Origin of the sequence: Nonomuraea sp. PA05, from assembly GCF_008086045.1 — a bacterium.
Lineage (GTDB): Bacteria > Actinomycetota > Actinomycetes > Streptosporangiales > Streptosporangiaceae > Nonomuraea > Nonomuraea monospora.
Genome location: NZ_VSEY01000019.1, coordinates 120,179 through 146,188, shown reverse-complemented (window position 1 = coordinate 146,188; position 26,010 = coordinate 120,179). Strand labels below are relative to the sequence as shown.

Below are 26,010 nucleotides of genomic sequence, written 5' to 3'. Positions count from 1 at the left end.
GGAACCCGGGACTGGTGTGACAAAACCGGAGGCCTGTCGTCTTCCGTGCTGAGTGAGGTTATCAACCCGTAACCCCAGCTCACGTACGTCCCCAGGAGAAACCATGTCACTCCGGGGTTAGAAACCGCAGGTCAGAGATGCTGCCAGAAATGTCCGAGGCTAGGTGGTTTAACCCTAAAAGATCTACCTTTAGGACAGGTCTCAGTACCCTGCGCCGGTCAGCAGGCCGCCGTCCACCGTCACCTCGCTGCCCGTGCAGTAGCTGGCCCGGTCCGAGGCCAGGAAGGCCACCACGTGCGAGACCTCCACGGGCTTGGCGAACCGCTTGATGACCATGGACTTCACGAACGCGTCCGCGTCGACCTCGGCCACGATGTCCGGGTCCAGGGCCATGGCGGTGTTGATCGCGCCGGGGTGCACCGAGTTCACCCTGATCTTGAACCTGGCCAGCTCCCGCGCCGCCGACTTGGTGATGCCGCGGATGCCGAACTTCGAGGCCGAGTACGCGGACAGGCCCTCCGCGCCGACGTACCCCTCGATGGAGGAGATGTTCACGATCGAGCCGCGCCCGGCGGCCTTCATCGGCTCGATGACCGACTTGACGCCCAGCCAGGTGCCCTTGAGGTTGACGTCGATCACCCGGTCGAAGTCCTCAAGCGACATATCACTGATGCGACGAAATTTTAGGATCCCGGCGTTGTTGACCAGCACGTCCAGCTTGCCGTAGGCCTCCACAGCCGTCCGCACGGCCCGCTCCCACTCCTCAGGGCTCGTCACGTCGTGCCGCAGATAGATGGCGCCGGTCTCCTCCGCCAGTGCCTTGCCCTCCTCGTCCAGCACGTCCCCGAACACCACCCGCGCGCCCTCCTCCAGGAACAGCCGCACGTGCGCCGCCCCCATGCCCCGCGCCCCGCCGGTGATCAGCGCCACCTTGCCGTCAAGCAACCCCATGCCGTCCTCCTGCCGCGACGGCCACGGCGGCCGCCTCCATGGTGCGGTAGACGGGAATCCCCGCCGCCGCCGCGATCCGACCGACCTCGTCCTCGACGCCCGCGGGGGCGCACTCGCCGTTCCTGGTCACCAGCGTGATCCGCACGCCGGGGCGGGCCGCCTGGGCCGCCGCCAGGGCGCGCGTGCAGGCGTACAGGGGTTCGGGGGCGGTGCCGTAGGTGAAGAAGGCCTGCACGTTCACGTGCGCCACCACGTCCCGGTACGGGCCCGCGAGCGCGTCGATCACGTCGGCCACCAGCTCGGCCCTGCCCAGCGGGCCCACGGGCACCTCCAGGGGGTTGCCCGTCGCCACCACGCCGAGCCGGCGCAGCGCGTCCAGGCGGTCGTCCGGCAGCGGGTCCAACGGCACGCCTGCGCGGTCGAACGCGTCCGCGGCCAGCACGCTCGCACCCCCGCTCGGCCCCACCACCAGCACCTGCTCCCCGTACGGCACCCCGCCCGAGGCCGCCTGCCCCCCACCTGGGACGCGCGCGCCGTGAGCCTGGAAGTACGCCAGCACCCCGATCAGCTCGTCCTGCCCCGACACCAGCGCCGCCCCGGACTGCTCGGCCACCGCCTCCCAGACGCGGCGATCGCTCACCAGGCCGCCCGTGTGCGAGGCCGCCGCCCGCTGTCCCTGCCCGCTGCGCCCGCCGACGAGCAGCACCACCGGCTTGCCCGCCGCCCGCAGCGCCTCGTACAGCTCGCGCCCGTCCCTGGGGTCCTCCAGGTACAGCCCGACCGCCCGCGTCTCCAAGTCCAGCGCCAGCCAGCGCAGCAGCTCGGCGGGCGTGACGTCGGCGGCGTTCCCGACGGTGACGACCCGGCTGAACGCCAGCCCCCGCCGCTCCCCGACCTTGATCACCTCGCCGGCCAGCCCGCCGCTCTGCGAGATCAGCGCGACCGTCCCGGCAGGGCCCAGCCCGCCACCCACGAACGTCTGCCGCCCCACAGGGCAGTACACGCCCATGCAGTTGGGCCCGAGCAGCCGCGTCCCCGCCGCGCGGGCCGCCGCGACCAGCTCCTCCTCCAGGTCCTGCCGCCCCGCCTCGCCGAACCCGCCGCTCATCACCTGCGTGAACGGCACGCCGCGCGCCTGCCGCACGACCTCGGCGCAGCGTTCGGCGGGCACGGCGACCAGGGCGTAGTCCACGTCGGCGTGCGCCAGCGAGGGCACCGCGGGCACCCCGCCCACCTCGGGCGCGGTGGGGTGCACGGCCACCAGCGGCACGCCGGCGTCGCGGTAGAAGCCGAGGAACATGTTGCCGAAGTTCGGCCGGGACGTGGACGCCCCGACGACGGCCACGGCCTTGGGCTCGAAGAGCGGCAGGAGATCGACCACACCAGCCGCCGCCTCGGACGGGAGGCGGCGGGCCGTCGCCTCGTGCTGCGTCGTCACAGGTCGCGTGCTCACGGGCCGCGTCGTTTCGTCCGGGAGGTAGCGGGCGTCCACCGCGATCGCCCCCGAGGGCCCGGCGATCACGGGGTTCAGCTCGAACTCACCCAGCTCCAGCCGCTCCCACAACCCGCCCGCCCCGCCCACCGCCATGATCACCTTGACCAGGGCGTCCACGTCCACAGGAGGCCCGCCCCGCCAGCCGTCCAGCAGCGAGGCCCCGCGCAGGGACGCCAGCGCCCGCCGCACGTCCGTCTCCGTGACCGGGCAGAGCCGCAGCGCCGTGTCCCGCAGCGCCTCCGCCCACACCCCGCCCAGTCCCACGAGCAGCACGGGCCCGAACGCCGGATCCCGCACCAGCCCCACGATCAGCTCGACCCCGGCCGCGGCCTGCTCCTCCACGAGGAACCCGGCAGGCTCCAGCCGCTCCCGCATCCCGGCCGCCGCGGCCTCCAGCTCCTCGTACGCCAGCCCCAGCACCACGCCCCCGGACTCGGACTTGTGCGTGAGCCCAGGCCCGAACGCCTTCAGCACCAGCGGCCCGGCCAGCTCCCGAGCCGCCTGGAAGTCGTCGCCGTGCACCACGACCCCGCGCGGCACCGGCACCCCCGCCTCCGCGAGCAGCGCCTTGACCTCGTGCTCGTACGGCCCCGCGGTCACGGCATCAGCTCGCGGATCTTCCTGCGCAGCAGCTTGCCGGGCCCGCCGGAGGCGTCCTCGGAGTGCGGCAGCTCGCCGGTGACCACGATGTGGTCGGGCCGCTGGTGCGCGGGGAGCAGGTCGGCCAGGGCGAGGGCGAGCTTGGCGGCGTCCAGCGACTGCCCGGCGCGCGGGACCACGGCCAGCAGCACCTGCTGCTCCGCCGCTCCCTCCGGCACGCCGACGGCGCCCGCTTCCGCGACCCCGTCCAGCGCGGAGGCGGCCTCCTCGATGACGGACGGCTGGGTCCAGATCCCGCCCTTGAGTATGGAGTCCTCCCGCCGCCCGAGCACCCGCAGCACGCCGTCGGGGGAGATCGTGCCGAGGTCGCCGCCGACGTACCACTCGCCGCGCAGCACCTCCGCCGTCCTGTCGGGCAGCCCGTCGTATCCGGTCATGCGGTGCGGCCCCGCCAGGTTGATCTCGCCGACGGCGTCCGTGACGGAGGCGCCCTGCGGGTCGGTGACGCGGACCGCGTTCCCCGTGCGGGCGCGGCCGGAGGAGCCGAGCGGGGTGGAGCCGTCGTCCACGCGGCCCATGCACGTGTACGGGGCCTCGGTCTGCCCGTAGTAGGAGTACACGCCGGCCTGCGGCAGCCTGGCCTTGATCCGGTCCAGCATGGTGGCGGTCAGCGGCTCGCCGCCCAGCATGATCACCTGGATGGACGACAGGTCCACGTCCTCGTGGTCGGACGAGGCCAGCAGCGCCGAGTAGAACGAGGGGATCTGCGACAGGTGCGTGACCCGTTCGCGCGGCACGACCCGCAGGAAGTTCGCCGGTCCCCAGTCCTGCTCCAGCACCAGCCGCATCCCGGCGTAGAGCGCGGGCCCGGCGATGGCGGGGAAGCCGATGCCCCAGATGATCGCGCCCGTGCCGAACACCGAGTCGGGCCCGCGCGGCACGTCCAGCCAGATCTGCGCCGTGGCCAGCGACGAGGCGTGCGTGTGCACGACGGCCTTGGGCAGCCCGGTCGTCCCGGAGGTGAAGTACAGCGCGAGCGGGTCGTCGTGGAAGGCGCCCAGCGGCGGCTCCTCGTCCGAGGAGCCCTCCAGGTCCCGCACGTGGATCCAGGCGGTCACCTCCGGCAGGGACGGCCTGATCTGCTCGACCACCGACTCCACCGTCGCGTCGTACACGAACGCCGTGCACCGCGCCGCCGCCACCACGTCGCGTAGCGTCTCCACCGGCCAGTACGGGTTCAGCGCCGCCGTGACCGCCCCGATCTTGGCCTGCGCCAGGTACACCTCGGCGACCCGTAACGTCTCGTTCAGCAGCGCCGCCACCCGCGTGCCCGGGTTGATCCCGGCGGCGAGCAGGGCGTGGGCGCGGCGGTTGACGTTCCTGTTGAGCTGGTCGTAGGTGAAGCTCTGCTCGCCGCAGTAGGTCAGCGCCACCCGATCGGGCGTACGCAGCGCGCCGGCGGTCAGGATCGCGTGGCCGTAGTTGCCGTAGGGTGATCGGGCCATGGGGGTGCCTCCCTAATGAGCGGGCCGGGGCAGGTCAGAGGGGCGAATAGAGCACGAAGACGTTGCCCGAGGGATCGCGCAGCACGGCCCGCGTCTCGTGCGGCCCCGCCTCGGGCTCCCGCACCACCTCGCCGCCGCGCGCGGTCAGCTCGCGCACGGCCGCGGGCACGTCGTCCACCTTGTACGACGGCGCGGCCGACCCGGTGACCTGCTCGGCCGGGCCCGCCAGCGCCACGGTGACCCCGCCGCCGTCGAGCGCGGCGAACCGGTCGCCGTCGCGGAACTTCACCGGCAGCCCGTAGAAGGCGATCGCCTCATCCAGGTCGGCGACGGGGATCAGCACGTTGCCCAGCTTCACGCGGGCCTCCAATGGGGCAGGTCGTCTCGGAACGTCACGCGTACCGGCAGGCCGACGCGCACCTGCCCGGGCGGGCACCCCACCACGTGCCCGAACGCCCGCACCCCCTCCGGCAGGTCCACCCAGGCCATCACGTACGGCTCACGCCCCTGGTAACCCGGGGCGAACGAGCGGTGCACGACCGTGTAGGTGTGCACGACGCCGTCGCCGGAGACGGGGTCGTAGGCGAACCCCCGGCCGCCGCACCAGGGGCAGGCGGGCTCGGGGAGGTGGATGCGGCGGTCGCAGGCCGTACAGCGCTGGATGACCAGCTCGCCGCGCTGGCAGGCGGCCCAGTAGGGGGAGGTGTCACCGCTCATCGCTGCCAAGCTAGCGCACGCTTGGTTGTGCGACAAGGCCCGCTCCGCCGCCGGTCACTCCGCGTCGGGCGGCTCCGGGGAGGCGGGCAGGAGCGGCGCCGCCGAAGGCTGCGGCCAGAGGCGTGACGGGTCGCCGGAGGGCTGCGCGGCGGGGACGTCCGAGAGTCGCGTGGGTGGGGTCTCGGTGGGCAGCGCGGCGGGGGCCTCCGGGAGCCGGGTGGGAGGGGTGCCGGTGGGCTGGGCGGCGGGGGCGTTCGAGGGTGGGTCGGGGGGTCGCGCGACCGGGCTCTCGGAGACGGGCGGTGGCGCGACGGGGGCGTCCGATGGTGACGGCGTGGGGGTGCCGGTGGCCGAGGCGGAGGGTTGCGAGGTCGGGGTGGCGGAGCGGGTCGGCGGGGGAGTGGGGCAGGCGGGTCCGTTCACTGCGGCCTCGCTCACCTGCGGCCCGTTCGCCGCCGCCGGCTCCGTCATCACCAGGAGCCCGGCGTACACCCGCTCACCGCACGCCGGCCGCCCCGGCGCGTACGACACGGCGCTGTTGTAGGAGGTGCTCCCGCGCAGCGTGCGCGTCTCCTCCCGGACCGTCCTGGCAGCCCCGCCGTCCCCGTCCCGCAGCGTGTACGAGATCAGCAGCCGCACCGGCCCCGTGCCGTCCGTGGAGACGGCGATCGAGCCCGTGGCGCCGTTCCAGCCGACGATGCCGGCCGACCGCACGGTGGGGAGCGACACGGAGGTGCCGCCCTGTGGAGTGGGTAGCGGAGGCGGGGCGCTGCTGGGCGGAGGGGTGGTGGCGCGGGCGGTCGGGGCGGTGGTGCGGGCCGTGGGGGTGGCGGTTCGGGAGGACGCGGTCTGCGGCTCCGTCTGGGCCTCCGTCTGAGCCTCCGTCTGGGCCTGGGGAGGCGGCATGAGGATCGTGCCGGGACCCGAGGGGAACCGGCCGCCGGACAGCAGGATCGCGATCAGCGCCGCCACCACGGTCGCGCCCGCCACCCAGAGCTGCGGCGGCAGCCGGGGCACCCGCTCGCGCAGGTTCGCCGCGACGGAGGGGCGGCTGTCGGTCCTGGCCAGCGGGAAGCGCAGGGCCAGCAGGGTGGCCTGTTCCGCCAGGTGCCGGCGGCCGCGCTGCTCCCAGTCCGGGCCGTACGCCGCCGCCGCGTCCTCCTCCAGCTCGGCCGCGAACTGCCTGGCTGATGCGTACCTCTCGGCCGGGTCCTTGGCCAGGCCGCGCCTGAGCAGGTCGCGCAGCGCGTCGGGTGCGACCTCCAGCGGTATCGGCTCCTCCGCGTGCTTGGCACGCAGCGCGGGCACTTCGGACGCCTCGCCCTCGCTGCCCTGGTGCGCCGCGTACGGCGGCCGTCCCCTGACCGCCTCGAACAGCACGCACGCCGCCGCGTACAGATCGGCCGGCGGCCCGTCCCGGCCCTGCGTCCACAGCTCGGGCGCCATGTACGGGGGAGTCCCCGCCGGCACGCCCGGCTCCTCCACGTGCACGACGACGCCGAAGTCGCCCAGCTTGGCGGTGCCGTCGGCCTGCACCAGGAGGTTGTCCGGGGTGACGTCCCGGTGCGGCACGCCGCGCTCGTGGGCGGCCGCCAGGGCCTGCAGCGTGCTCTTGAGCACGGCCAGCGCCGCCTCGGGGGTGACGTGGCCGTGCTCGGTCAGCAGCGTGCGCAACGACACGCCGTCCACCAGCTCCATGACGACGGCGGCCCTGGTGGGCGTCTCGACGTACTCGTACAGCCGCACCACGGAGGGGTCGTCGATCTCGACGAGATGCGGGGTGTCCGACCGGAAGCGGTCCATGAACTCGGCGTCCCTGCGCAGGGTGGCGTTGAGGTACTTGATGGCCACGTACGCGCCGGTCGACTGGTAGGTGGCGAGGAACACACGGCCGGTGCGGCCGGCGCCGAGCTGGCGCACTTCACGGTAACCAGGGACCAAGTCGTACCCCCATCAGGCAGCCGTCATGGATTCGACGGTCTCACCCGGGGTTCCGGTTGTCACGAGCCGGGAGATTTCGTCCGGTGTTATGCTGATCCAGGTTCCCAAGCAAGCGCTCGGCTAAGAAGCATGGAGGTCGCCGGTGGAGCGCGTGGCGGTGCTGGTCATGGAGATGCAGCGGGGCGTAGTCGGCGATCTGACGAAATTTCCGGACCTGGTGGAGGCGTGCGCGCGGCACGACGTCCTGGCCAACGCCGCCCGCCTGCTCCAGGCGGCCAGGCAGGCCGGGCTGCCGGTGATCCACTGCACGGCCGCGTTCCGGCCCGACCGCGCCGGCTCCCACACCGGCAACTGCCCGTTCATCGTCTCCCTGCTCAAGGACCCGCGGCACATGCTGGAAGGCACGCCCGCCACGGAGGTGCTCCCTTCGCTGCGTGCGGACACCGACCTGGAGAGCCGCCGCCACCACGGGTTCTCGCCGTTCACCGGCACCGCGCTCGACATGACGCTGCGCTCGCTGGGCGTCACGTCCGTCGTCGCGCTCGGCGTCTCGCTCAACCTCGGCATCCCCGGACTGGCGCTCGAAGCGGTGAACCTCGGCTACCGGGTGACCGTCGTCACGGACGCGGTGGCGGGCATCCCCGAGGAGTACGCGCGGGCCGTGCTGAGACACACGATCAGCCTGCTCGCCACCCGCGCCACCACCGCCGACCTGGTCGAGGGCTGGAAGTCATGATGGACGGGCTGCGCCTGGACGGACGCGTGGCGGTGGTCACCGGGGGAGCGGGCGCCATCGGCACGGCCATCGCCACCGACCTGGCCGCCCTCGGCGCCGAGGTCGTGCTCGCCGACGTGGCCCTCGCGAACGACGGAAGGCGAGCAACACATCTGGACCTGGCCTCGCCGCAGTCCGTGGAGGAGTTCGCGGGCGCGGTCGGCGAGGTGGACATCCTGGTGCACAACGCCGGGGTGGCGATCGTGGAGCCGTTCACCGAGAGCGACCCCGCAGGCTGGGACCTCATGTGGCAGGTCAACCTGCGCGGGCCGATGCTGCTCACCAAGCTGCTCCTGCCCGGCATGATGGCCAGGGGCTGGGGACGGCTGGTGTTCGTCTCCTCCGACGGCGCCAGGGCCGGGTCAGGGGGCGAGGGGGCGTACGCGGCGACCAAGGCGGGGCTGTTCGGCCTGGCCAAGACGCTCGCCAGGGAGGCCGCCAGGGCGCACGTCACCGCCAACGTGGTCTGCCCAGGACCCACCGACACCCCGATGCTCCGCCGGGTGTCCGAGGCGGAGCCGGGGCTGGTGGACAAGATCGCGCGGGCCATCCCGCTGCGCCGCCTCGGGACGCCCGCCGACGTGGCCGGGCTGGTCGCCTACCTGTGCACGGAACGCGCCGCGTACATCACCGGACAGACCCTGTCGGTGAGCGGCGGCGTGACCATGCACTGAACGGTCATGCGCTCACAACGAGTCGTAGACGGCCTGCAGCAGGCGCAGCCCGCGCAGGTTGCCGGAGATCGCGTTGGCCATCTTGTTCATCACGTACCCCATGGCCAGGCCGCGCTCCGGGTCGCCGACGCCGATCGAGCCGCCCGCGCCCGAGTGGCCGAACGCGGTCGGCGAGGGCACCATGAACGTGGTCGACGGGCGCATGAAGCCGAGGCCGAACGAGGTGTCGAGGCAGAGCACCCGGTCGGGGCCGCTCACGCGGGGGCGCAGCGCCTCGCGCAGGGTAGCGGGGCGCAGGATCTCGCCGGCGATCAGCGCTCGGTAGAAGCCGGACAGGCCCCGGGCGGTGGTGACCATCCCGGCGGCCGGCCAGCCCGCCCGCAGGATCACCGGGTTGTTCGCGCCGCCGTCGAGCAGGTTGATGGCGGGGTTGCCGAGGGCCCGGTTCATCAGGCTGTCCGGGTCGAGCGCCGCCCTGGCCATCTCCTCCAGCGGATTCTCCGCCGGCCCGCCTCCAGCACCCCCCGCCGCCCCCGAATCGCCGCTTCCTCGCCCCGAAGCCGCCGTCCCGGCGTCGGCGCCGGCCCGTCCGGGAGCCGTCGTCCCCGCGTCGGCGCTCGCCGTCTCCGTGACGGTGGCGGGGCGGGCGCGTTCGCCCGCCGTCAGCCGCGCCGCCCGCTCGATCACCTCGTCAGGCGCCCCCACCCAGAGCTCCAGCCCCAGCGGCCCGGCGATCTCTGCCGCCACCAGCTCTCCCACCGTCTTGCCGCTCACCCGCCGCACCACCTCCCCGGCCAGGAACCCGTACGTCAGCGCGTGATACCCGTGCGCCGTCCCCGGCTCCCAGATCGGCCGCTGACCGGCGAGCCGGGCCGCGATGGCGGGCTGGTCCTCGAACTCCTCGACCGGCACGGGCTCCTCCAGCGCCGGCAGCCCCGCCTGGTGGCTGACCAGGTGCTCGACGGTGATCGCCCGCTTGCCGGCCGCCGCGAACTCGGGCCACACCCCGGCGACGGGCGCCTTGACGTCCACCTGCCCCCGCTCGACGAGCTGCAGCAGTACGGCGGCGGTGACGGCCTTGGTGCAGGAGTAGGCGAAGGCGGGCGTGCCGCGCTCCCAGGGCCGTCCGGTGTGCCGGTCGGCGACGCCGTCCCAGAGGTCCACGACCAGCTCGCCGTCCAGGTGGACGGCGAAGGCCGCGCCGAGCTCCTCGCCGTCGGCGAAGTGCCGCTCGAACACCTCGCGGACGCGGGAGAACCGAGGATCGCAGTGCATCAGACCTCCGCAGCAGAAAGGGAGCGCTTACTTGGTCACCGAGCCTAACAACTGGGGACGTTTCGGCCCAGACGATCAGCGTGGCACCCTGAACCTGCTGACCCCGTCCGTCGTCCTGGACGCCCTGCGCAGCGCCGTCTCCGGCGAGGTGCTGAGCCTGGCCATGCCGATCAGGGGCGCCACCTCCTCACCGGCGCCCGGCACGGTGCCGCACCTGCCGGGCCGGCCACTGCCGCAGCACTTCATGTCCGTGGACGGCGGCGACTACGCGGCCGGCGCCCGGCCGATCGGCGCGGGCCTGCGGGTGGCGGACGACGCGCTGGTCGTCACCCACCACGGCACCACCACGCACATGGACGCGCTGTGCCACATGTGGTCGGGCGACGAGCTGTACAACGGCCATCCGGCCGCCAGGGTCCGCTCGTACGGGGCCACGAGGTGCGGGATCGAGCACGTGGGCGGGGTGGTGGCCAGAGGGGTGCTGTACGACGTGCCGCGCCGGCTCGGCCTCGACCACCTGCCCGCCGGCCACCGCATCCCCGCCGGGCTGCTGGAGGAGATCGCGGTGCCCAGGGCCGGGGACGTGGCGGTGGTGCGTACGGGCTGGCCGGTGGTGTGGCAGCGCTCGCGGGAGGAGTACTGGTCCGGCCAGCCGGGGCTGTCGGCGGAGGCGGGGCGGTGGCTGGCGGCGCACGACGTGGCGGCCGTCGCCTCGGACAACGCCGCCATCGGCGGGCTCAACGCGCACGGCATGGCCTACGAGAGCGCCGAGGACGACCTGCATCTCGTGCTGCTGCACCGGCACGGCATCCACCTGATCGAGATGCTGTGGCTGGAGGAGCTGGCCGCGACGGAACGGACGGAGTTCGTGTTCGTGGCGGCGCCGCTGCGGATCGAGGGCGGCACCGGCAGCCCGCTCACCCCGCTCGCCATCCTGTAGCCCCGTGCGCTCAGTCCCAGGTGACCGGCAGGCACGCGACGCCGAACACCGCCGCGTCGCGCTTCAGCGGCACCTCGCCCGCAGGGACGGCCAGCCGCAGGCCGGGGAAGCGCCCGAACAGCGCGCCGTAGCCGATGCGCAGCTCCACCCTGGCGAGCTGCTGCCCCAGGCACTGGTGCACGCCATGCCCGAAGGACAGGTGCCTGCGCGCCTCCTCGCGTCCGGGGTCGAGCACGTCCGGATTCTCGAACAGACCGGGATCCCGGTTGATCATCGGGAGGGACAGCGCGACGGTCTCACCCGCGCGCACCAGCACGCCTGCCACCTCGACGTCTTCCTGCGCGGCCCTGGTGGGCGCGCCGAACTGCAGGATCGACAGCCAGCGCAGCAGCTCCTCCACCAGGCCCTCCTCGTAGGGGATCCCGCGCTCCAGCAGCGCGAGGACGCCCAGGGCCAGCATGTTCGCGGTGGTCTCGTGGCCCGCCACCAGCAGGAGCATCGCCACGTTGGTCAGCTCCTCGTCGGAAAGGTCACCGATGAGGCCGCTGATCAGGTCGTCGGCGGGCTCGGCGTGCTTGCGCCGTACCAGCTCGCCGAGGTAGCCCGCCAGATCGGCGGTCGCGCCCGCCACGTCGCCGTCCGGGGTGACGAGCTGGAGGCTGCGGGACTGGAAGAACTCGTGGTCCGCGTACGGCACGCCGAGCAGCTCGCAGATGACCATGGACGGGATCGGCAACGCGTAGGCGCTCACCAGGTCCACCGGCGGCCCGGCGGCCGCCATCGCGTCGAGGTGGTCGGCGGCGACGCGCTCGATGCGCGGTTCGAGCAGCCGCATCCGGCGCAGCGTGAACTGGCCGGTGAGCAGGCGGCGGTAGCGCGTGTGCTCGGGCGGGTCCATGGCGCCGAAGAAGCCCGGGGGAGCGGGGCGCCCGGTCGCGCCGGGCGTGGTGAACCGTACGGGGGCGTGCTTGAGCTCCCGGCGCGCGCTGAACCTGGGGTCGGCGAGCACGGTCCTGGCCGCCTCGGCCGTGGTGGCGAGCCAGCCGAGGTGTCCGTCGGCGAACTCCATCCGGCTCATCGCGGGCAGGCCGCGCAGCTCGGGGGGCGGGTCGAAGGGGCATCGGGCGTCGCGGGTCAGGGGAAGTCGCATAATTGTGAGAGTAGACTCTCAAAAGAGAGTTGTATAGCGATTGGGCGCGATCTCCTGGAAGTGGACGTGAGCCGCCGCAGCCCCGAGAATGCGGAGACATGAGCGATCGACCGGGCCTGCGCGAGCGGAAGAAGGCCAAGACGAGGGCGCTGATCCAGAAGGAGGCGCTGCGGCTGTTCCGCGAGCAGGGGTACGCGGCCACGACGGTCGAGCAGATCGCGGAGGCGGCGGAGGTGGCGCCCAGCACCGTCTTCCGCTACTTCGCCTCCAAGGAGGACCTGGTCATCGTCGACCAGTTCCCGCCCTTCGTGGAGGCGCTCGACCAGGTGCCGCCCGAGGTGCCGCCCGTGCGGGCGGTGCGCATGGCGATGCGCGCCATGATCGAGGCGCAGACGCCGGAGGAGCGGGCGGACAGCCTGGAGCGGGAGGTGCTCATGCTCACCGTGCCCGAGCTGTGGGCGGCCAGCGTCGAGAACGTGACCGGGGTGGCCACGACCCTGCGCGAGCGGCTCGCGGCGCGGGAGGGGCGGCCTGGCGATGACCCGGGCATCCGGAACGTGGCGGGGGCGGTCATGGGGGTCATGGTGGGGGTGTGGGCCGATTGGGTGAAGGATCGCGACATCGACGCGCCCGCCCGCCTCGACGAAGCGCTCGCCCACCTGGAAGACGGGCTCCCGCTACCCCGCCCCTGAGCCCGACCTCATGCGGTGGTCAGACGCCCGGGTAGTTGCCGCCGCCGTGGGCCGCGTCCAGGGCGTCGTAGTCGGGGGTGAAGCCGCGCTTGGGAATGGTGTCCACGAACGCCACGTGCCGCGGCTTCTTGTACGACGCCAGCACCCCCTTGACGTGCTCCACCATCTCCTCCTCCGAGGCCAGGGCGTCGGGCTTGAGCACCACGACGGCCTTGACCACCTGGTGCCAGTCGGGATCGGGCACCCCGATGACGGCGGCGTCGGCGACGGCGGGATGGGTCTTGAGCGCCCGCTCCACCTCGGCGGGGTAGACGTTCTCGGCCCCCGACTTGATCATGCGCAGCTTGGGCCCGATGAAGGTGATGGTGCCGTCGGGCTCGCGGCGCCCGAGGTCGCCGGTGTGGTGCCAGCCGTACGCGGACTTCTCAGCATTTAAGTCGGGCCGGGCGAAATATCCGGAAAAGAGGGTCTTGCCGCGGGCGCAGATCTCGCCCGTCTCACCCACCGGCAGCTCCGCCCCGTCCGGCCCCAGGATGCGTACCTGCGCCAGCGGCGACGGCCGCCCCGCGAACCCCGCCCCGCCCTCCGCCAGCCCCAGGAACGTGAGCATCCCGCCCACCTCGGTCTGCCCGTACCCGCCCATCCTGGACCGGCACCACGGCGAGTCGTCCACGGTGATCATGTCGTCCCACTCGGCGGAGTGCGCGACGAACCGCAGCGACGACAGGTCGTACTTGCCGCCCGCGTTCGCCTTCACCACCGCGTCGATCATCCCCCCGAACAGGAACGCCTGCGTCACCCGCTCGGCGTCCACCAGCCGGCACACCTCCTCGGGGTCGAAGGCAGGCGTGAACACGTTCGTGCCGCCGATCTGCAGGGTGGCCAGGCAGAACATCATGGTGCCCACGTGGAAGAGCGGCCCGTTGTTCAGGAAGGTGAAGCCCGGCTCCATCTGCCGCACCACCAGCAGTGAGGTGGCGTGCGCGACGAGGGCGGCGCTGCTGAGCAGGGCGGCGCTGGGCCGGCCCGCGAAGGCGGCGGTGTAGAGGGCCAGGACCGGCTCGGTGTCGGCGACCTGGGCGAACGCCCGTTCGGGAGCCTCGGCGATGAGCCGTTCGTACTCCTCGCCCGCCTGGATCCACCGCGTGTCGCGCAGCGGCGCGGCGGTCTCGGAGTGCTCCCAGAAGACGGCCGCGGGCGTGAGGTCGGTGAGGACGAAGCGCAGCTCGTCCTCCGACTGCCGCCAGTTCGCCGGGCAGAAGACGGCGCCCAGCCTGGAGCAGGCGAGCAGCAGCTCCAGCACCGCGTACGCGTTCTGCCCCAGCCACAGCACCCGGTCGCCGGCGGACACCCCCAGCCCGTCCAGGGCGGCGGCCAGCCGGGTCACCCGCTCGTCCAGCTCGGGGTAGGTGAGCCGGGTCTCGCCGTCCACCACCGCCGTCACCTGGGGGCGGCTGCGGGCGTGGTCGGCGAGCACGTCCGACAGAGTCAGGCTGTGGATCATCGTCCGCCTCCAAAGGCCGGCATGACTTCGGTCGCGAAGAAGCGCATGACGCGCTTCATCTCCTCCAGCGGCATCGGCCGGGTGCTGCCGAAGTCGCACAGGAGGTTGGTGAACCCGGCGTCCCTGAGCAGCGAGATCTGCTCGATCACCCGCGCGGGGTCCCCGATCACCTCCAGTTGCTCCCATCGGAAGTCGGCGGAGAGGTCGCCGCCCTTGAGGTAGCGGTCCTGGTAGTACTCGAAACCCTGGGCGGCTCTGCCGGTCTTGGGGTCGATGGGGGCGCTGCGCTGGTTGAAGATGCGCGAGCGGTCGAACGACGCCTCGAACCGCTCCTGGTCCGCGCGGGCCTGCTCCAGGGTGGGGGCGACGTACACGCTGCGGGCCACGACCAGCTCGGTGGTGTCAGGGTGCCCGGCCTGCGCGGCGGTCTCGCGCCAGGTCTCGGCCGCCTTGACGACCTTCCTGAACGGCGCCGCCGGGTCGGCCAGGATGGGCAGGCCGCGTTCGGCGTACATGGTCACGGTCTCGGGGGAGACGGCCGCCACGTGCAGCGGCGGGTGGGGGCTCTGCAGCGGCCTGGGCACCAGCGACACCTCGGCGCCGGTCCGGTAGAACTTCCCCTCGTGCTGGTACGACTCCCGCGTCCAGAGCCCGACGATCACCTCCAGCGCCTCGTTGAACCGGTCGCGCGCCTCGGCCAGGTCGATCCCGAACCCCTCGAACTCGAAGCTCTGGTACCCCCGCCCGATCCCGAGGTCCAGCCGCCCGCCCGACAGGACGTCGACCTGCGCGGCCTCCTCGGCGACGTGCACGGGGTTGTGCAACGGCAGCACGACGATGCCGGTGCCGAGCCTGATCCGGGAGGTCCTGGCGGCGGCGTGGGCGAGCATGGTGAACAGGTTCGGCACGACCCCGTAGTCCCTGAAGTGGTGCTCGGCCAGCCGTACCCCGTCGAACCCCAGCTCCTCGGCCAGCTCGATGAGCTCCAGGTGGTAGTCGTAGACGTCCTTGAAGCTCTGCCCGTCGAACCGGTGGAAGAGATGGAAGGTCGAGAACCTCATGCGGCATCCCCTCAGCAGGTAAACCAAGCGCTCGCTTGGGAGCGTATCAGCCGAAATGCGGTTTCGCATCACCGCAGGGTGCCCCTAGCGTGGCGCTGTGACCCAAGTGATCGTGTTGAACGGCGGATCGAGCGCGGGCAAGTCGGCGATGGCCAGGAGCCTGCAAGCCGTCCTGCCCGAGCCGTGGCTGAGCATCTCCATCGACGACCTCGTGGACGCGATGCCCGCCGCCATGCAGAGCATGGACAGCGGCATCGAGATCACCGACGACGGAGAGGTGAACGTCGGGCCCGACTTCCGCAGGCTGCAACTGGCCTGGCGGGAGGGCGTCGCCGCGATGGCCCGCGCGGGCGCGCCCGTCATCGTCGACGACGTCTTCCTCGGCGGGCCCTCGTCCCAGCAGGAATGGCAGAAGGCGCTGTCCGGCCTGGACGTGCTGTGGGTGGGCGTCAGGTGCGAGAGCGCGGTCGCCGCCCAGCGCGAGCTGGCGCGGCGGGACAGGCCCCAGGGGATGGCCGAGTTGCAGGCCGGGGTGGTGCACCAGGGCGTGCGCTACGACGTGGAGGTGGACACCACGCACACCGGCTCCCTGGAGTGCGCGCGGACGGTCGCCGCGCGCGTCCGTTAGTCGCGGCTCCCGACAAGGCTGCCGTCACCGGCGGGCCGGGCGGACGCGCCACCCGAGTGCCGCACGACGCGGGCGAGCAGCGTCATCACCACCATCACCCCCGTGATCATCGCGAACGCGGCCGGATAGGACAGGCCGTCCGCCAGCCATCCCGTGATGGGCGGGGCGACCATGCCCGACAGGTACGTGATCGTGGCCACTCCCGTCACGCCCTCGCTCGCGTTCGTCCCCGCGTTGCCCGCCGCCGCCATCACCAGCGGCATGACCACCGCCACTCCCAGCCCGACCAGCGCGAACCCGGCGATGCCGAGCGCGGGCGTGCGGGCCGTGACCACCAGAACGCCGCCGAGCACCCCCACGACCCCGCCCGCCCGTACGGCCGTCACGGGCCCGAGCGCCCGGATGAACCGGTCTCCCGTCAGCCGCATGCCGGCCATGCACAACATCAGGACGGTGTAACCCGCCGCGGCCACGCCGGGCCCCGCGTCGGTGACGGCCGTGAGGTAGACGGCCGACCAGTTCGCGCTGGCGCCTTCGGCGAACACGGCGCAGAACCCGACCACGCCGAGGGGCAGGATCGCCCGCGAGGGCAGGGCGAAGCGTCGCGGTGCGGGCCCGCCGGAGGGTGCGGCGCCGGCGGGGCCGTCCTGGAGCAGGCCGCGCCCGGCCAGCACGCTCACGGTGAGCAGAACGGCGGCGACCGCGCCGATGTGGATGCGGGCGTCGATGCCGGCCTGCGCGGCCAGCGTGCCGACGCCGCCTCCGGTCAGGCTGCCCACCGCCCACATGCCGTGCAAGCCGGACATGATGGAGCGCCCGAGCCGCCGTTCGAGGACGACGGCGTGGGCGTTCATCGTGATGTCGGACATCCCCGCGCCGACCCCGGACAGTAACAGGGCGGCGGCCAGCCAGAGCGGTGACGGTGACAACGGGGGCAGGGCCATTACCAGGCACCACAGCCCGAGCAGCACGCGGGTGGCGGCGCGGCTGCCGAAACGGTGTGCCACGCGGGCGGCCATCGGCATGCCGACGAAGGCGCCGATCGGCGGGCACAGCAGCGCCATGCCGAGCGTGCCCGGATCGAGGGAGAGCTGGTCCTGGAGCCAGGGCAGGCGGGTGGACATGGTGCCGGCCACGGCGCCGTGCACGGCGAAGATCACGGCGATCGCACGATGATGACTCATGAGCCGGAAAACTATCAGGCAGGCTTCCTGATGAAAAGAGATTTTAGGCAGGCTCCCTGCTTATTATGGGAGCCGTGAAGACCGCGACCCCCGCCATGGCCCGTGCGATCAACGACCGCCTGGCCCTCGACCTGCTCCTCGACCGCGGCCCGCTCACCGCGCCCCAGCTCCGCGAGCTGACCGGCCTGTCCAGACCGACCGTGTCCGACCTGATCGAGCGCCTCACGCAGGGCGGCCTGATCGAGGTCACCGGCGAGTCGGGCGAGGCCCGGCGGGGCCCGAACGCCCGCGTGTACGGGCTGGTGGCCGGGCGCGCCCACGTGGCGGGGGTGGACCTGCGGCGCGAGACGATCTCCGTGGCCGTCGCCGACATCACCGGCCAGGTGGCCGGCAGCCGCACCCGGCCGGTCGGCGGCGACCTCGTGGACCTCGTCGCCGAGGTCGTCACGGAGGCCGCGGGGGAGCGGGAGATCGACACGGTCGTGGTCGGCGCGCCAGGGCTGGTCGCGCCGCGCGACGGCGAGCTGGTGTCGTCCAACGACGTGCCCGGCTGGCGCACCGGCCTGGTGGCGGCCTGGAGCGAGCGGCTCGGCGTGCCGGTGACCCTGGAGAACGAGGTCAACCTGGCCGCCATCGCCGAGCTGCGCACCGGCGCCGCCCAGGGCACCGAGGACTTCGTGCTGATGTGGGTGGGCGACGGCGTGGGCGCGGCGGTCGTGCTCGGCGGGCGGCTGCGGCGCGGCGTCTCGGGCGGCGCAGGCGAGATCGGATTCTTGGAGGTGGACGGCACCGCCTTCTGCAACCTGGTCACCGAGAGCGTGGCGAAGCGGCTGGACCGGACCGAGTTCGCCGCGCGCCTCGCCAAGGGCGCGTTCGCGTTCGTCACGCTCCTGGACCCCGGACTGGTCGTGCTCGGCGGGGAGGCGGGGCAGGCGGGCGGCGGCGAGCTGGCCGCCGAGGTGGCCGCCCGGCTACGGGAGCTGGCGCCCGCCCCGACCGAGGTGCGCGCCAGCGCCGTGGCGGGCAACGCGGTGCTCCAGGGCGCGGTGCTGACGGCCCTCGACCAGGCGCGCGACCGCGTCTTCCGCTAGCGGTGAGAGCGCTCTCAATCAGGCCAGGGCCGTGATCAGACCCATCGTCAGCGCCGTGCGCTCCGGGATGTGCTCGATCACCACGTGCTCGTGCCGCGCGTGCGCGCCGTCGCCGACCGCCCCCATGCCGTCCAGCACCGGCCGTCCCAGCGCCGAGACGAAGTTCCCGTCGCTGGCGCCGCCGACCGCCGCCTCGTCCATCAGCCAGCCGAATCCGGCCGCCACCTCCTGCGCCTCCTTGAACAACCGCTGGGAGGCCGGGTTGGCGATCATCGGCGGCCGGTTCCACTCCCCGGTGGCGGAGATCTTGACGCGCGGGTCCGAGACGCGCAGCGCGGCGAAGACGTCGTCGATGCGCCCCATCTCGGCAGGGTCCGTGACGCGCACGTCCACGCCGCAGGTGGCGCGCCCGGCGGCGACGTTGCGGCCGGTGCCGCCGCTGATCAGGCCGACGTTCACGGTCGTGCCGCGCTCGCGCGAGCCCGCGCCCGCCAGCGTGGTGACGATCTCGGCCAGCGCGTGCACGGCGCTGGCCCCCGCGTACGGGTCCAGCCCCGCGTGCGCCTCCACCCCGGTCACGGTCACGTTGAACAGCCCCACGCCCTTGCGGGCCGTCTTCAGCGCCCCGTCCAGTGACGCCTCGAACACCAGCGTCGCCAGCGCGTCCTCGCTGGCCGCCTCGATGTGCTCCCGTGAGGCCGGGCTGCCGATCTCCTCGTCGCCGTTGAACAGGAACCGCACGCCCGGATGCGGCAGCCCCAGATCCCGCAGCCCGCGCAGCGCCCAGATCGACTGCACCAGCCCCGTCTTCATGTCGAACACGCCCGGCCCCGTCGCCTTGCCGTCCAGCACCGCGAACGGCCAGCCCGCCAGCGTGCCCGTCGGCCAGACCGTGTCGTAGTGGCTGAGCATGAGCACGGTCCCCGGCGCGGTGCCCCGGTAGTAGAGCTCCAGGACGTCGCCGTGCCGGCCGCCCTCGTGCAGGATCTCGTCGTCCGGTGTGCCCAGGTGCCCGACCGCCCGCGCGCGGATCTCGCGCAGCCCCCTGACCAGCATGACCTTGTCGTAGCTGTGGGTCTCCAGCTCCACCACGGCCCTGAGGTCGTCGAGCATGGCCGGCAGGGCCTGCCGCGTCCAGTCGGTGATCAACACGAGAGTCCTTTCGAGGATTGTCAGGGGACGGGCGCTGCGGGCCCGAGCGGGACGAGCACCACGTACGCGGCGCCGGAGGCCATGTGCGACGCCATCCCGGTGATCGCCAGCGCGAACGTCACCCACTTCGGCGACACCCTCGGCACCCCGGCCGCCGCCGGCCCCCGGCTCACCGGGGACAGCAGCACGCTCAGGACGACGAACAGCCAGAAGGGATGCGGCAGCTTGTCGCCCAGCCGCTCGATGGCGACGAGCCCCCTGAGCGGCACGTTCAGCGATCGCGACTCCGTCACCGACTCCGGCGTGCTCATGGGGGCGGTCTCCTTCCCGCATTTCGGTCACCCATTACACGCGGTCAGAAGACGTCCTGACAAGTCGGAGTCGGTAACGATGCGCGATCAGGTGGTGGCCGTGGGCTCCCGGAGCGGCAGCCGTACCTCGAACCAGGTCTGGCCGGGAACCGAGCGCACCTTGATCTCGCCGCCGTGCCGGCCTGCCACGATGCGGTAGGAGATGTCCAGGCCGAGACCCGTGCCCTCGCCCACGCTCTTGGTGGTGAAGAACGGCTCGAAGATCCGGTCCCTGATCGCCTCCGGCACGCCGTGGCCGGTGTCGCCGATCTCGATGATCGCCTCGTCCTCGTCGTGGGCGGTGCGGATGGTCAGCGTGCCCTCCCCGTCCATCGCGTCGAGGGCGTTGTGGATGAGGTTCGTCCAGACCTGATTCAGCTCGCCCGCGTAGCAGGGGATCTCGGGCAGCGTGCGGTCGTAGTCGGTGACCACGGTGACGCCGGGCGGGATCTTGCCGCGGAAGATCGCGACCGTGCTGTCGAGCAGGTCGTGCACGTTCACGAGCTGGAACGGCGCCCGGTCCATCTGGGAGTACTGCTTGGCCGAGCGGATCAGCGTCGTGATGCGCTCGGTCGCCTCGGTCACCTCGTTGAGCATCTGCGAGATCTCGATGGCCTCGGCCAGCCAGTGCAGCGCCTTCGGCGTGTGCTCCTCGCCCACCTTGGTGCGGATCTTCCGCAGGTAGTCGCTGGTGAAACCGGCGTTGACCAGCGCGGGCGCCAGCTCCCACGGGTCCTCGACGCCCACCTCCTCCAGCGCCTCGCCCAGCTCGTCCTCGGCGTCGGAGATCTCCAGCGGCGAGCGCTTGTCCAGCTTGCCGAGGTTGCCGGTGCACGCCTCCTGCGCCTCGATCAGCGCGCGCAGCTTCTCGGGCGCTATGCCGTCCTCGGCGAGCTGGGCGAGCTGGAAGCGCGAGGCCTTGATGAGCGAGCGCAGCTCGCTGACCGCCCGCACGGCCGCCGCGGCCGGGTTGTTCAGCTCGTGCGTGAGCCCGGCCGTGATCGTGCCGAGCGCGCTCAGCCGCTGCCGCCGGTCGATGATCTCCCGCTGCATGCGCCCGCCGGACATCATGCCGTCGAGCAGGTGCATCGCCATCGGGAACCACTCGGCCACGATGTAGGCGAACTTCTTGGCCGGCAGCGTGAACACCCGTGACGGGGCGGTGGCGCGCAACGTGTGCTGGTAGGTCTGCGGGGCCCGCTCGCCCAGGTAGGCCGAGGTGGCGCCGCCGTAGACGCCAGGCTGCGAGGTGCGGGGCATCGCGACGGTCCCGGCGCTGACCGTCTCGGTGATCATCTGCATCTCGCCTTCGAGCAGCACCGCGAAGCAGTCGGCGGGCTCGCCCTGGCGGAGGATGTCCTCGTCCTGGGCGTAGCTCTGCACCCGGCCGGTGCTCGCCAGCTTGGTGAGCTGCTCGTCGGAGAGTCGCTCGAAGAGGAACAGTTTGCGCAGCTCGTCAATGTCGATCATTGCTTCTCCAGGTACCGATGCACGAGCGCGACGGCCATCGCGCCCTCCCCGACGGCGGAGGCCACCCGCTTGATCGATTCGGCGCGCACGTCGCCGGCCGCCAGCACCCCCGGCACGTTCGTCTCCAGGAAGTACGGCTCGCGCCGCAGCGGCCAGTTGCGCGGCCGCCGCCCGCCCTGCACCAGGTCGGGCCCGGTCAGCACGAACCCGCGCGCGTCCCGCTCGATCGTCTCGCCCAGCCACTCGGTGTACGGCTGCGCCCCGATGAACACGAACAGCCACTGCGCGTCCACCGTGCGCTCCTCGCCCTTGGTGGACAGCGTCAGCCGCTCCAGGTGCCCGTCACCGCTCCCGCCGACGACCTGCGTCTCGACGTGCACCTCGATGTTGGGGATCGCGGCGATCTGCTCGATGAGGTAGTGCGACATGGACTTCTCCAAACCATCACTCCTCACCAACAAATGGACCTTGCTCGCGAATCCCGACAGGTAGACGGCCGCCTGACCGGCCGAGTTCGCCGCGCCCACGATGAACACCTCGGTGTTCTTACAGGCCGGCGCCTCCGTCAGCGCGGCGCCGTAGAAGACGCCACGCCCCACGAACTCGTCCAGACCCGGAGCCTCCAGCCGCCGGTAGGTGACGCCGGTGGCCAGGATCACCGCGTGCGCCGCGATCTCCCCGCCGTCCTTGAACCCGATCACCCGCGCCTGCCCGCGCGGTTCCAGGCTCGTCACCTTGCGCGCGGTCAGCAGCTCGGCCCCGAACTTCAGCGCCTGCCTGCGCGCCCGGTCGGCGAGCTGCTGGCCGGAGACGCCGTCGGGGAAGCCCAGGTAGTTCTCGATCCTGGAGCTCTGGCCCGCCTGCCCGCCCGAGGAGTACGCCTCGACCAGCACGGTGTTCAGCCCCTCCGAAGCGCCGTACACCGCCGCGCCCAGCCCCGCCGGGCCGCCGCCCACCACGATCAGGTCGTAGAAGTCGGTGGCCGGGGTCGTCGAAAGGCCCACCGCCGTCGCCAGCGTCGCCTGGTCGGGCGACTCCAGCGTGGTGCCGTCGGCCGTCACCACGAGCGGCAGGTGACACCCCTCACCGGCCGCCTTCACCAGTTGCGCGCCCTCCGGGTCCTCCGCCAGCATCCACTGGTACGGCACGTGGTTGCGGGCCAGGAAGTCACGCACCTTGTACGACGGCGCAGACCACCGGTCGCCCACCACCCGCAGCTCCGTGCGCTCCACCCGCTCGGTGCGCAACCAGGCGTCGAGCTGCCCGTCGATCACCGGGTAGAACTTCTCCTCCGGCGGGTCCCACGGCTTGAGCAGGTAGTGGTCGAGATCGACGACGTTAATCGCCTGGATCGCCGCGTCGGTGTCGGCATAGGCGGTCAGCAACACGCGGCGCGCGTACGGATACATGTCCATCGCCGCCTCAAGGAACTGCACGCCGTTCATCTGCGGCATCCGGTAGTCGGCCAGGATCGCCGCCACCTCGTCGCCGCGCAGCCGCATCTCCCGCACCGCGTCGATGCCGTCCCTGGCGGTCTCGGCGCGCACGACCCGGTACTCCTGCCCGTAACGGCGTCTCAGGTCACGGGCGACCGCCCGCGAGACGCCCGGATCGTCATCCACCGTCACGATGACCGGCTTGTCCATGCCCCACGTCCTTCTTCATGGTCTTCCTCCTCAGAGGATGTCATGCACGCCCGTGTGGGTGAGCACGCGCTCATATCATGGGCGGATGGGCACACGCGACCGCATCCTCGACGCGGCTGAGCAGGCGATTCGCGAGTTCGGCATCGCGGGGGCCACCACCAGGCGCATCGCCCAGCGGGCCGCCTGCTCCGAGGCGCTGCTCTACAAGCACTTCGCCGGCAAGGAGGAGATCGTCCTCGCCGTGCTGCTGGAGCGCTCGCCCGCGCTCGGCCCCGCGCTGGCGAAGCTGCGGTCCAGCGTGGGGGAGGGAGACCTGGACGCCCACCTCGTCGAGTTCACGGGAAAGACCCTGGAGTTCTACACCAGGGCGGCGGCCGTCGCCGGAGGGGTGCTGGGCGACCCGCCGCTCATGGCCGGGTTCAGGAGCATGCTGGCCAAGGCCGACCTCGGCCCGCACCTGCCGATCGAGGCGCTGGCCGAGATCCTGCGGGCCGAGCGGCAGGCGGGCCGGATCGCGGCGGGCGTCGATCCCGGTGCCGCCGCCTCCCTGCTGATGGGCGCCTGCTTCCACCGGGCGAGCCTGACGCACTTCGTGGACCTGCCCGACGACGACGCGACCTGGGCCGCCGCGGTGGTCGACACCCTGTTCAGGCGATGACGCGGCTCTCCCCGCCGTCCACCAGCAGCGAGACGCCGTTCACGAACGAGGCCCGCTCACTGGCCAGGAACGCCACCACGTCCCCCACCTCCTCGGGGCGCCCGATGCGACCCACCGGCACGCTCTCGCCCCGCTTGCGCAGCGCCTCCTCGCCGCCCGACAGGTCGCGCAGCCGCTCGGTCTCGATGGGGCCGGGCATCACGTTGTTCACCCGCACGCCGTCGCCGCCCACCTCGCGGGCCAGCGTGCGCACGACGCCGGCCACCGCGGAGCGCATGGCGTTCGACAGCGCCAGGTTGTCCAGCGCCTCGCGGGCCGACCTGCTGGTGATCGTGACGATCCGGCCCCAGCCGCGCGAGCGCATCTCCGGCAGCACCGCGTGGACGAGGCGCACGGTGCCCAGCAGGTTCCGCTGGACGGCCACGTCCCAGTCGTCGAGGCCGACCGCGTCGAAGCGGCCGGCCGGCGGGCCGCCCGCGTTCGCGACCAGGATGTCGACGGGGCCGAGCACGTCACGCGTCTCCTCGGCCAGCCGCCGCGCGGCGGCCGGATCCTCCACGTCGGCCAGCACCGCGTGCACGACCTTGCCGAACTCCTGCAGCTCCACCACCGCGTCCGCCAGCTTCTCCGGGTCGCGGGCGCTGACGCACACGTCGCAGCCCTCCCGCGCCAGGCTCTTCGCGGCGGCGAGCCCGATGCCCGCGCTGCCTCCGGTGACGAGGGCGACCTTGCCCGAGATGCCGAGATCCATGGGGCGACTCTATCGACCGGACGCCCCGGGCAGCTCAGGCCAGGTGCACCCGCGCGAGCTTGTCGGGGTTGAGCACGCCGTAGATCTCGCTGATCCGGCCGTCCCTGATGCCGATCATGACGAGTTGCCGATGCCCGCCCACCTGAGTGGCAGCCGCGGACATGCCGTTGACCTCGACCAGCCGTCCGCCCTTCAAGTCGTAGCGGGACTGCAGCCCGAGCAGGAACGCCACCACCTTCTGCCGGCCGGTGATCGGCCGCAGCGCCGCCCTGACCTTGCCGCCGCCGTCGTTGTAGGACACGACGTCCTCGTGCAGCAGCTCGGTGAGCGCCGCCAGGTCGCCGCTGCCCGCCGCTCTGATGAACTTCGTCAGCAGCTCGCTGTGCTCCTCGGTGGACGGGTGGAACCGGTCACGCCCCTGCGCCAGCCGGGTGGACGCCCGGTGATGCATCTGCCGGGCGTTCGCGACCGACGAGCCGACGATCTCGGCGATCTCGTCGTAGGGCAGCTCGAACGCCTCCCGCAGCACGAACACCGCCCGCTCCGGCGGCGACAGCCGCTCCATCATGTGCAGCGTCGCGTACGAGACCGTGTCGCGCAGCTCCGCCGTGTCCAGCGGCCCCGCCTGCGACGTCTCGACCGGCTCCGGCAGCCACGGCCCCGTGTAGGCCTCCCGCTTGACCCGCGCCGAGCGGAGCTGGTCGAGCGCCAGCCGCGACACCACCGTCACCAGGAACGCGCGCGGCTCCCTGATCTCGTCGTGATCGACCGCCCGCCAGCGCAGCCAGGCCTCCTGCACCACGTCCTCGGCGTCCCACATACTGCCGAGCAGGCGGTAGGCCAGCCCGAGCAGCATCGGCCTGTGCTCCTCGAAGTCGTCCACGACCGGCATCATGCCCTGTCCCCGAAGAACGAGGCGTGCCGGGGCCGCCAGTTGAGCAGCAGCCGGGCGCGCGTGTTGGCCGCGCCGCGCAGCCGCGTCATGTACGCCACGCCGAAGCTCCCCACCAGCATCCTGGCCAGGAAGACCGGCACGCGCCTCGGCGGCGGCGCGCCCAGCCGCGCCGCGAACTCGGGCAGCCACTCGCCCATCCTGACCGGGGTGTCGTCCACGACGTTCAGCACGCCGGAGACGTCGCGGTCGAGCGCGGCGACGACGGCCGTGGCGGCGTCGTGCGCGTCCGTGAACGACAGGACGGACCCGCCGTCGCCCACGATCGGCATCTTCCCCGCCCGCACGGCCAAGGTGGTCGAGCCGTCCTCGGCGTACACCGACCCCGGCCCCGTCAGATGGCCGAACCGCAGCACCAGCCCGCCCGCCGCCGTCACCTGATCCTCCAGGTTCGCCAGCGCCGCCACCAGGGGCGCGAACTGCTCGGGCGCGTCCCGCCACAGCGGCGCGTCCTCGTCGGCCAGGCCCGGCGCGGGCGCGTACGCGTACGCCACGCCCTGCGCGACGATCCGCGCGCCGGGAGCCGCCTCGATCAGGTTGCGGGTGCCCTCGGTGCGCAGCCGGTTCGTCAGCGCGAACTGCCTGCCGATCCGGCGCGGGTCGATGGCCGGCGGGATGGCGGTCAGCAGGTGCACGACCGCGTCCGGCGCCGCCTTCCGCACCGCCCGCACGGTCGCCTCCCGGTCCAGCGCGTCCACCCGAAGGCCGGCGTCCGACCTCGACAGCGTGACCACCTCGTGCCCCACCGCCCTCAGCAGCGGGACGAGCCGCCTGCCGATCACCCCGGTGGCGCCGGCGACGAGAACCCTCATGACCTTCCCCCTCTTTCCGTACGAGGACTGGACGGG

At 72.6% G+C, this 26,010-nt stretch carries 25 protein-coding genes; 7 read left to right on the top strand and 18 right to left on the bottom strand.

All coding sequences use genetic code 11. From position 1 onward, the window contains the following. Positions 1-201 precede the first annotated feature (201 nt). The 6 genes from FXF51_RS28795 to FXF51_RS28770 are packed head-to-tail and all read right to left on the bottom strand — an operon-like array spanning position 202 to position 7,188. A complete protein-coding gene (locus tag FXF51_RS28795; RefSeq protein ID WP_148437802.1) occupies positions 202-951 on the bottom strand; it encodes a glucose 1-dehydrogenase in 750 nt (249 codons plus the stop codon). Continuing rightward, complete coding sequence (locus tag FXF51_RS28790) at positions 938-3,046, bottom strand: acetate--CoA ligase family protein (RefSeq protein ID WP_148437801.1); 2,109 nt, start codon at positions 3,044-3,046, stop codon at positions 938-940. Before FXF51_RS28790 ends, FXF51_RS28795 begins: the two co-directional genes overlap by 14 nt. Continuing rightward, positions 3,043-4,551, bottom strand: coding sequence for a class I adenylate-forming enzyme family protein (locus tag FXF51_RS28785; protein ID WP_148437800.1), 1,509 nt, complete (start codon positions 4,549-4,551; stop codon positions 3,043-3,045). Before FXF51_RS28785 ends, FXF51_RS28790 begins: the two co-directional genes overlap by 4 nt. A 34-nt stretch (positions 4,552-4,585) precedes the next feature. Then, on the bottom strand, positions 4,586-4,909 hold the full coding sequence (locus tag FXF51_RS28780; protein WP_411268386.1) for a VOC family protein: 324 nt from the start codon (positions 4,907-4,909) through the stop codon (positions 4,586-4,588). After that, complete coding sequence (locus FXF51_RS28775) at positions 4,906-5,268, bottom strand: Zn-ribbon domain-containing OB-fold protein (protein ID WP_148437799.1); 363 nt, start codon at positions 5,266-5,268, stop codon at positions 4,906-4,908. Before FXF51_RS28775 ends, FXF51_RS28780 begins: the two co-directional genes overlap by 4 nt. A 54-nt stretch (positions 5,269-5,322) precedes the next feature. Next, entirely contained in the window at positions 5,323-7,188 is a 1,866-nt protein-coding gene (locus FXF51_RS28770; RefSeq protein ID WP_187414619.1) for a serine/threonine-protein kinase, read from the bottom strand. Between the two features lie 163 nt (positions 7,189-7,351). On the opposite strand from FXF51_RS28770, the gene FXF51_RS28765 reads away from it, so the two are divergent. Both FXF51_RS28765 and FXF51_RS28760 read left to right on the top strand, forming a co-directional pair. Then, complete coding sequence (locus FXF51_RS28765; RefSeq protein WP_262379902.1) at positions 7,352-7,945, top strand: isochorismatase family cysteine hydrolase; 594 nt, start codon at positions 7,352-7,354, stop codon at positions 7,943-7,945. After that, on the top strand, positions 7,945-8,658 hold the full coding sequence (locus FXF51_RS28760; protein WP_148437885.1) for an SDR family NAD(P)-dependent oxidoreductase: 714 nt from the start codon (positions 7,945-7,947) through the stop codon (positions 8,656-8,658). Before FXF51_RS28765 ends, FXF51_RS28760 begins: the two co-directional genes overlap by 1 nt. A 12-nt stretch (positions 8,659-8,670) precedes the next feature. On the opposite strand, the gene FXF51_RS28755 is transcribed toward FXF51_RS28760, so the two are convergent. Next, positions 8,671-9,933, bottom strand: a complete 1,263-nt coding sequence (locus FXF51_RS28755; RefSeq protein ID WP_148437797.1) for a serine hydrolase domain-containing protein — start codon at positions 9,931-9,933, stop codon at positions 8,671-8,673. Between the two features lie 31 nt (positions 9,934-9,964). Here FXF51_RS28755 and FXF51_RS28750 point away from each other — a divergent pair, with 31 nt between their 5' ends. Continuing rightward, on the top strand, positions 9,965-10,873 hold the full coding sequence (locus FXF51_RS28750) for a cyclase family protein (protein ID WP_148437796.1): 909 nt from the start codon (positions 9,965-9,967) through the stop codon (positions 10,871-10,873). A gap of 10 nt (positions 10,874-10,883) precedes the next feature. Here FXF51_RS28750 and FXF51_RS28745 read toward each other — a convergent pair whose 3' ends face one another. After that, entirely contained in the window at positions 10,884-12,023 is a 1,140-nt protein-coding gene (locus FXF51_RS28745) for a cytochrome P450 (protein ID WP_187414618.1), read from the bottom strand. Positions 12,024-12,121: 98 nt separating this feature from the next. Here FXF51_RS28745 and FXF51_RS28740 point away from each other — a divergent pair, with 98 nt between their 5' ends. Continuing rightward, entirely contained in the window at positions 12,122-12,715 is a 594-nt protein-coding gene (locus tag FXF51_RS28740) for a TetR/AcrR family transcriptional regulator (RefSeq protein ID WP_148437794.1), read from the top strand. A gap of 19 nt (positions 12,716-12,734) precedes the next feature. Here the strand turns inward: FXF51_RS28740 and FXF51_RS28735 are convergent, their stop codons facing one another. Continuing rightward, on the bottom strand, positions 12,735-14,219 hold the full coding sequence (locus tag FXF51_RS28735; RefSeq protein ID WP_148437793.1) for an AMP-binding protein: 1,485 nt from the start codon (positions 14,217-14,219) through the stop codon (positions 12,735-12,737). Next, complete coding sequence (locus tag FXF51_RS28730) at positions 14,216-15,280, bottom strand: LLM class flavin-dependent oxidoreductase (RefSeq protein ID WP_148437792.1); 1,065 nt, start codon at positions 15,278-15,280, stop codon at positions 14,216-14,218. Before FXF51_RS28730 ends, FXF51_RS28735 begins: the two co-directional genes overlap by 4 nt. 97 nt (positions 15,281-15,377) lie before the next feature. Between FXF51_RS28730 and cpt the strand changes: the two genes are divergently transcribed. Next, on the top strand, positions 15,378-15,908 hold the full coding sequence (cpt, locus tag FXF51_RS28725) for a chloramphenicol phosphotransferase CPT (protein WP_148437791.1): 531 nt from the start codon (positions 15,378-15,380) through the stop codon (positions 15,906-15,908). On the opposite strand, the gene FXF51_RS28720 is transcribed toward cpt, so the two are convergent. Next, positions 15,905-17,092, bottom strand: a complete 1,188-nt coding sequence (locus tag FXF51_RS28720) for an MFS transporter (RefSeq protein ID WP_148437790.1) — start codon at positions 17,090-17,092, stop codon at positions 15,905-15,907. The two genes, cpt and FXF51_RS28720, sit on opposite strands and share 4 nt — an antisense overlap. Before the next feature lie 74 nt (positions 17,093-17,166). Between FXF51_RS28720 and FXF51_RS28715 the strand changes: the two genes are divergently transcribed. Then, on the top strand, positions 17,167-18,183 hold the full coding sequence (locus FXF51_RS28715) for an ROK family transcriptional regulator (RefSeq protein ID WP_222871512.1): 1,017 nt from the start codon (positions 17,167-17,169) through the stop codon (positions 18,181-18,183). An 18-nt stretch (positions 18,184-18,201) separates the two neighbouring features. On the opposite strand, the gene FXF51_RS28710 is transcribed toward FXF51_RS28715, so the two are convergent. From FXF51_RS28710 to FXF51_RS28695, 4 genes are all read right to left on the bottom strand, one after another. Next, positions 18,202-19,335 carry a M20 family metallopeptidase gene (locus FXF51_RS28710; protein ID WP_316247645.1) on the bottom strand — a complete coding sequence of 378 codons (1,134 nt, stop codon included), beginning with the start codon at positions 19,333-19,335 and terminating at the stop codon, positions 18,202-18,204. A gap of 20 nt (positions 19,336-19,355) precedes the next feature. Next, a complete protein-coding gene (locus FXF51_RS28705; protein ID WP_148437788.1) occupies positions 19,356-19,646 on the bottom strand; it encodes a hypothetical protein in 291 nt (96 codons plus the stop codon). Positions 19,647-19,733: 87 nt separating this feature from the next. Continuing rightward, on the bottom strand, positions 19,734-21,155 hold the full coding sequence (locus FXF51_RS28700; protein WP_148437787.1) for an ATP-binding protein: 1,422 nt from the start codon (positions 21,153-21,155) through the stop codon (positions 19,734-19,736). Further along, positions 21,152-22,801, bottom strand: a complete 1,650-nt coding sequence (locus FXF51_RS28695) for an FAD-dependent oxidoreductase (protein WP_148437786.1) — start codon at positions 22,799-22,801, stop codon at positions 21,152-21,154. Before FXF51_RS28695 ends, FXF51_RS28700 begins: the two co-directional genes overlap by 4 nt. A gap of 85 nt (positions 22,802-22,886) precedes the next feature. Here FXF51_RS28695 and FXF51_RS28690 point away from each other — a divergent pair, with 85 nt between their 5' ends. Next, positions 22,887-23,459, top strand: coding sequence for a TetR/AcrR family transcriptional regulator (locus tag FXF51_RS28690; RefSeq protein ID WP_187414617.1), 573 nt, complete (start codon positions 22,887-22,889; stop codon positions 23,457-23,459). Here the strand turns inward: FXF51_RS28690 and FXF51_RS28685 are convergent. The 3 genes from FXF51_RS28685 to FXF51_RS28675 are packed head-to-tail and all read right to left on the bottom strand — an operon-like array spanning position 23,449 to position 25,974. Next, on the bottom strand, positions 23,449-24,210 hold the full coding sequence (locus FXF51_RS28685) for an SDR family NAD(P)-dependent oxidoreductase (protein ID WP_148437784.1): 762 nt from the start codon (positions 24,208-24,210) through the stop codon (positions 23,449-23,451). The genes FXF51_RS28690 and FXF51_RS28685 overlap by 11 nt on opposite strands. 34 nt (positions 24,211-24,244) lie before the next feature. After that, complete coding sequence (locus FXF51_RS28680; RefSeq protein ID WP_148437883.1) at positions 24,245-25,102, bottom strand: RNA polymerase sigma-70 factor; 858 nt, start codon at positions 25,100-25,102, stop codon at positions 24,245-24,247. After that, the gene (locus FXF51_RS28675; protein ID WP_148437783.1) at positions 25,102-25,974 is read right to left on the bottom strand and encodes an NAD-dependent epimerase/dehydratase family protein; all 873 of its coding nucleotides are present in this window, start codon (positions 25,972-25,974) and stop codon (positions 25,102-25,104) included. Before FXF51_RS28675 ends, FXF51_RS28680 begins: the two co-directional genes overlap by 1 nt. Between the last annotated feature and the right edge of the window lie 36 nt (positions 25,975-26,010).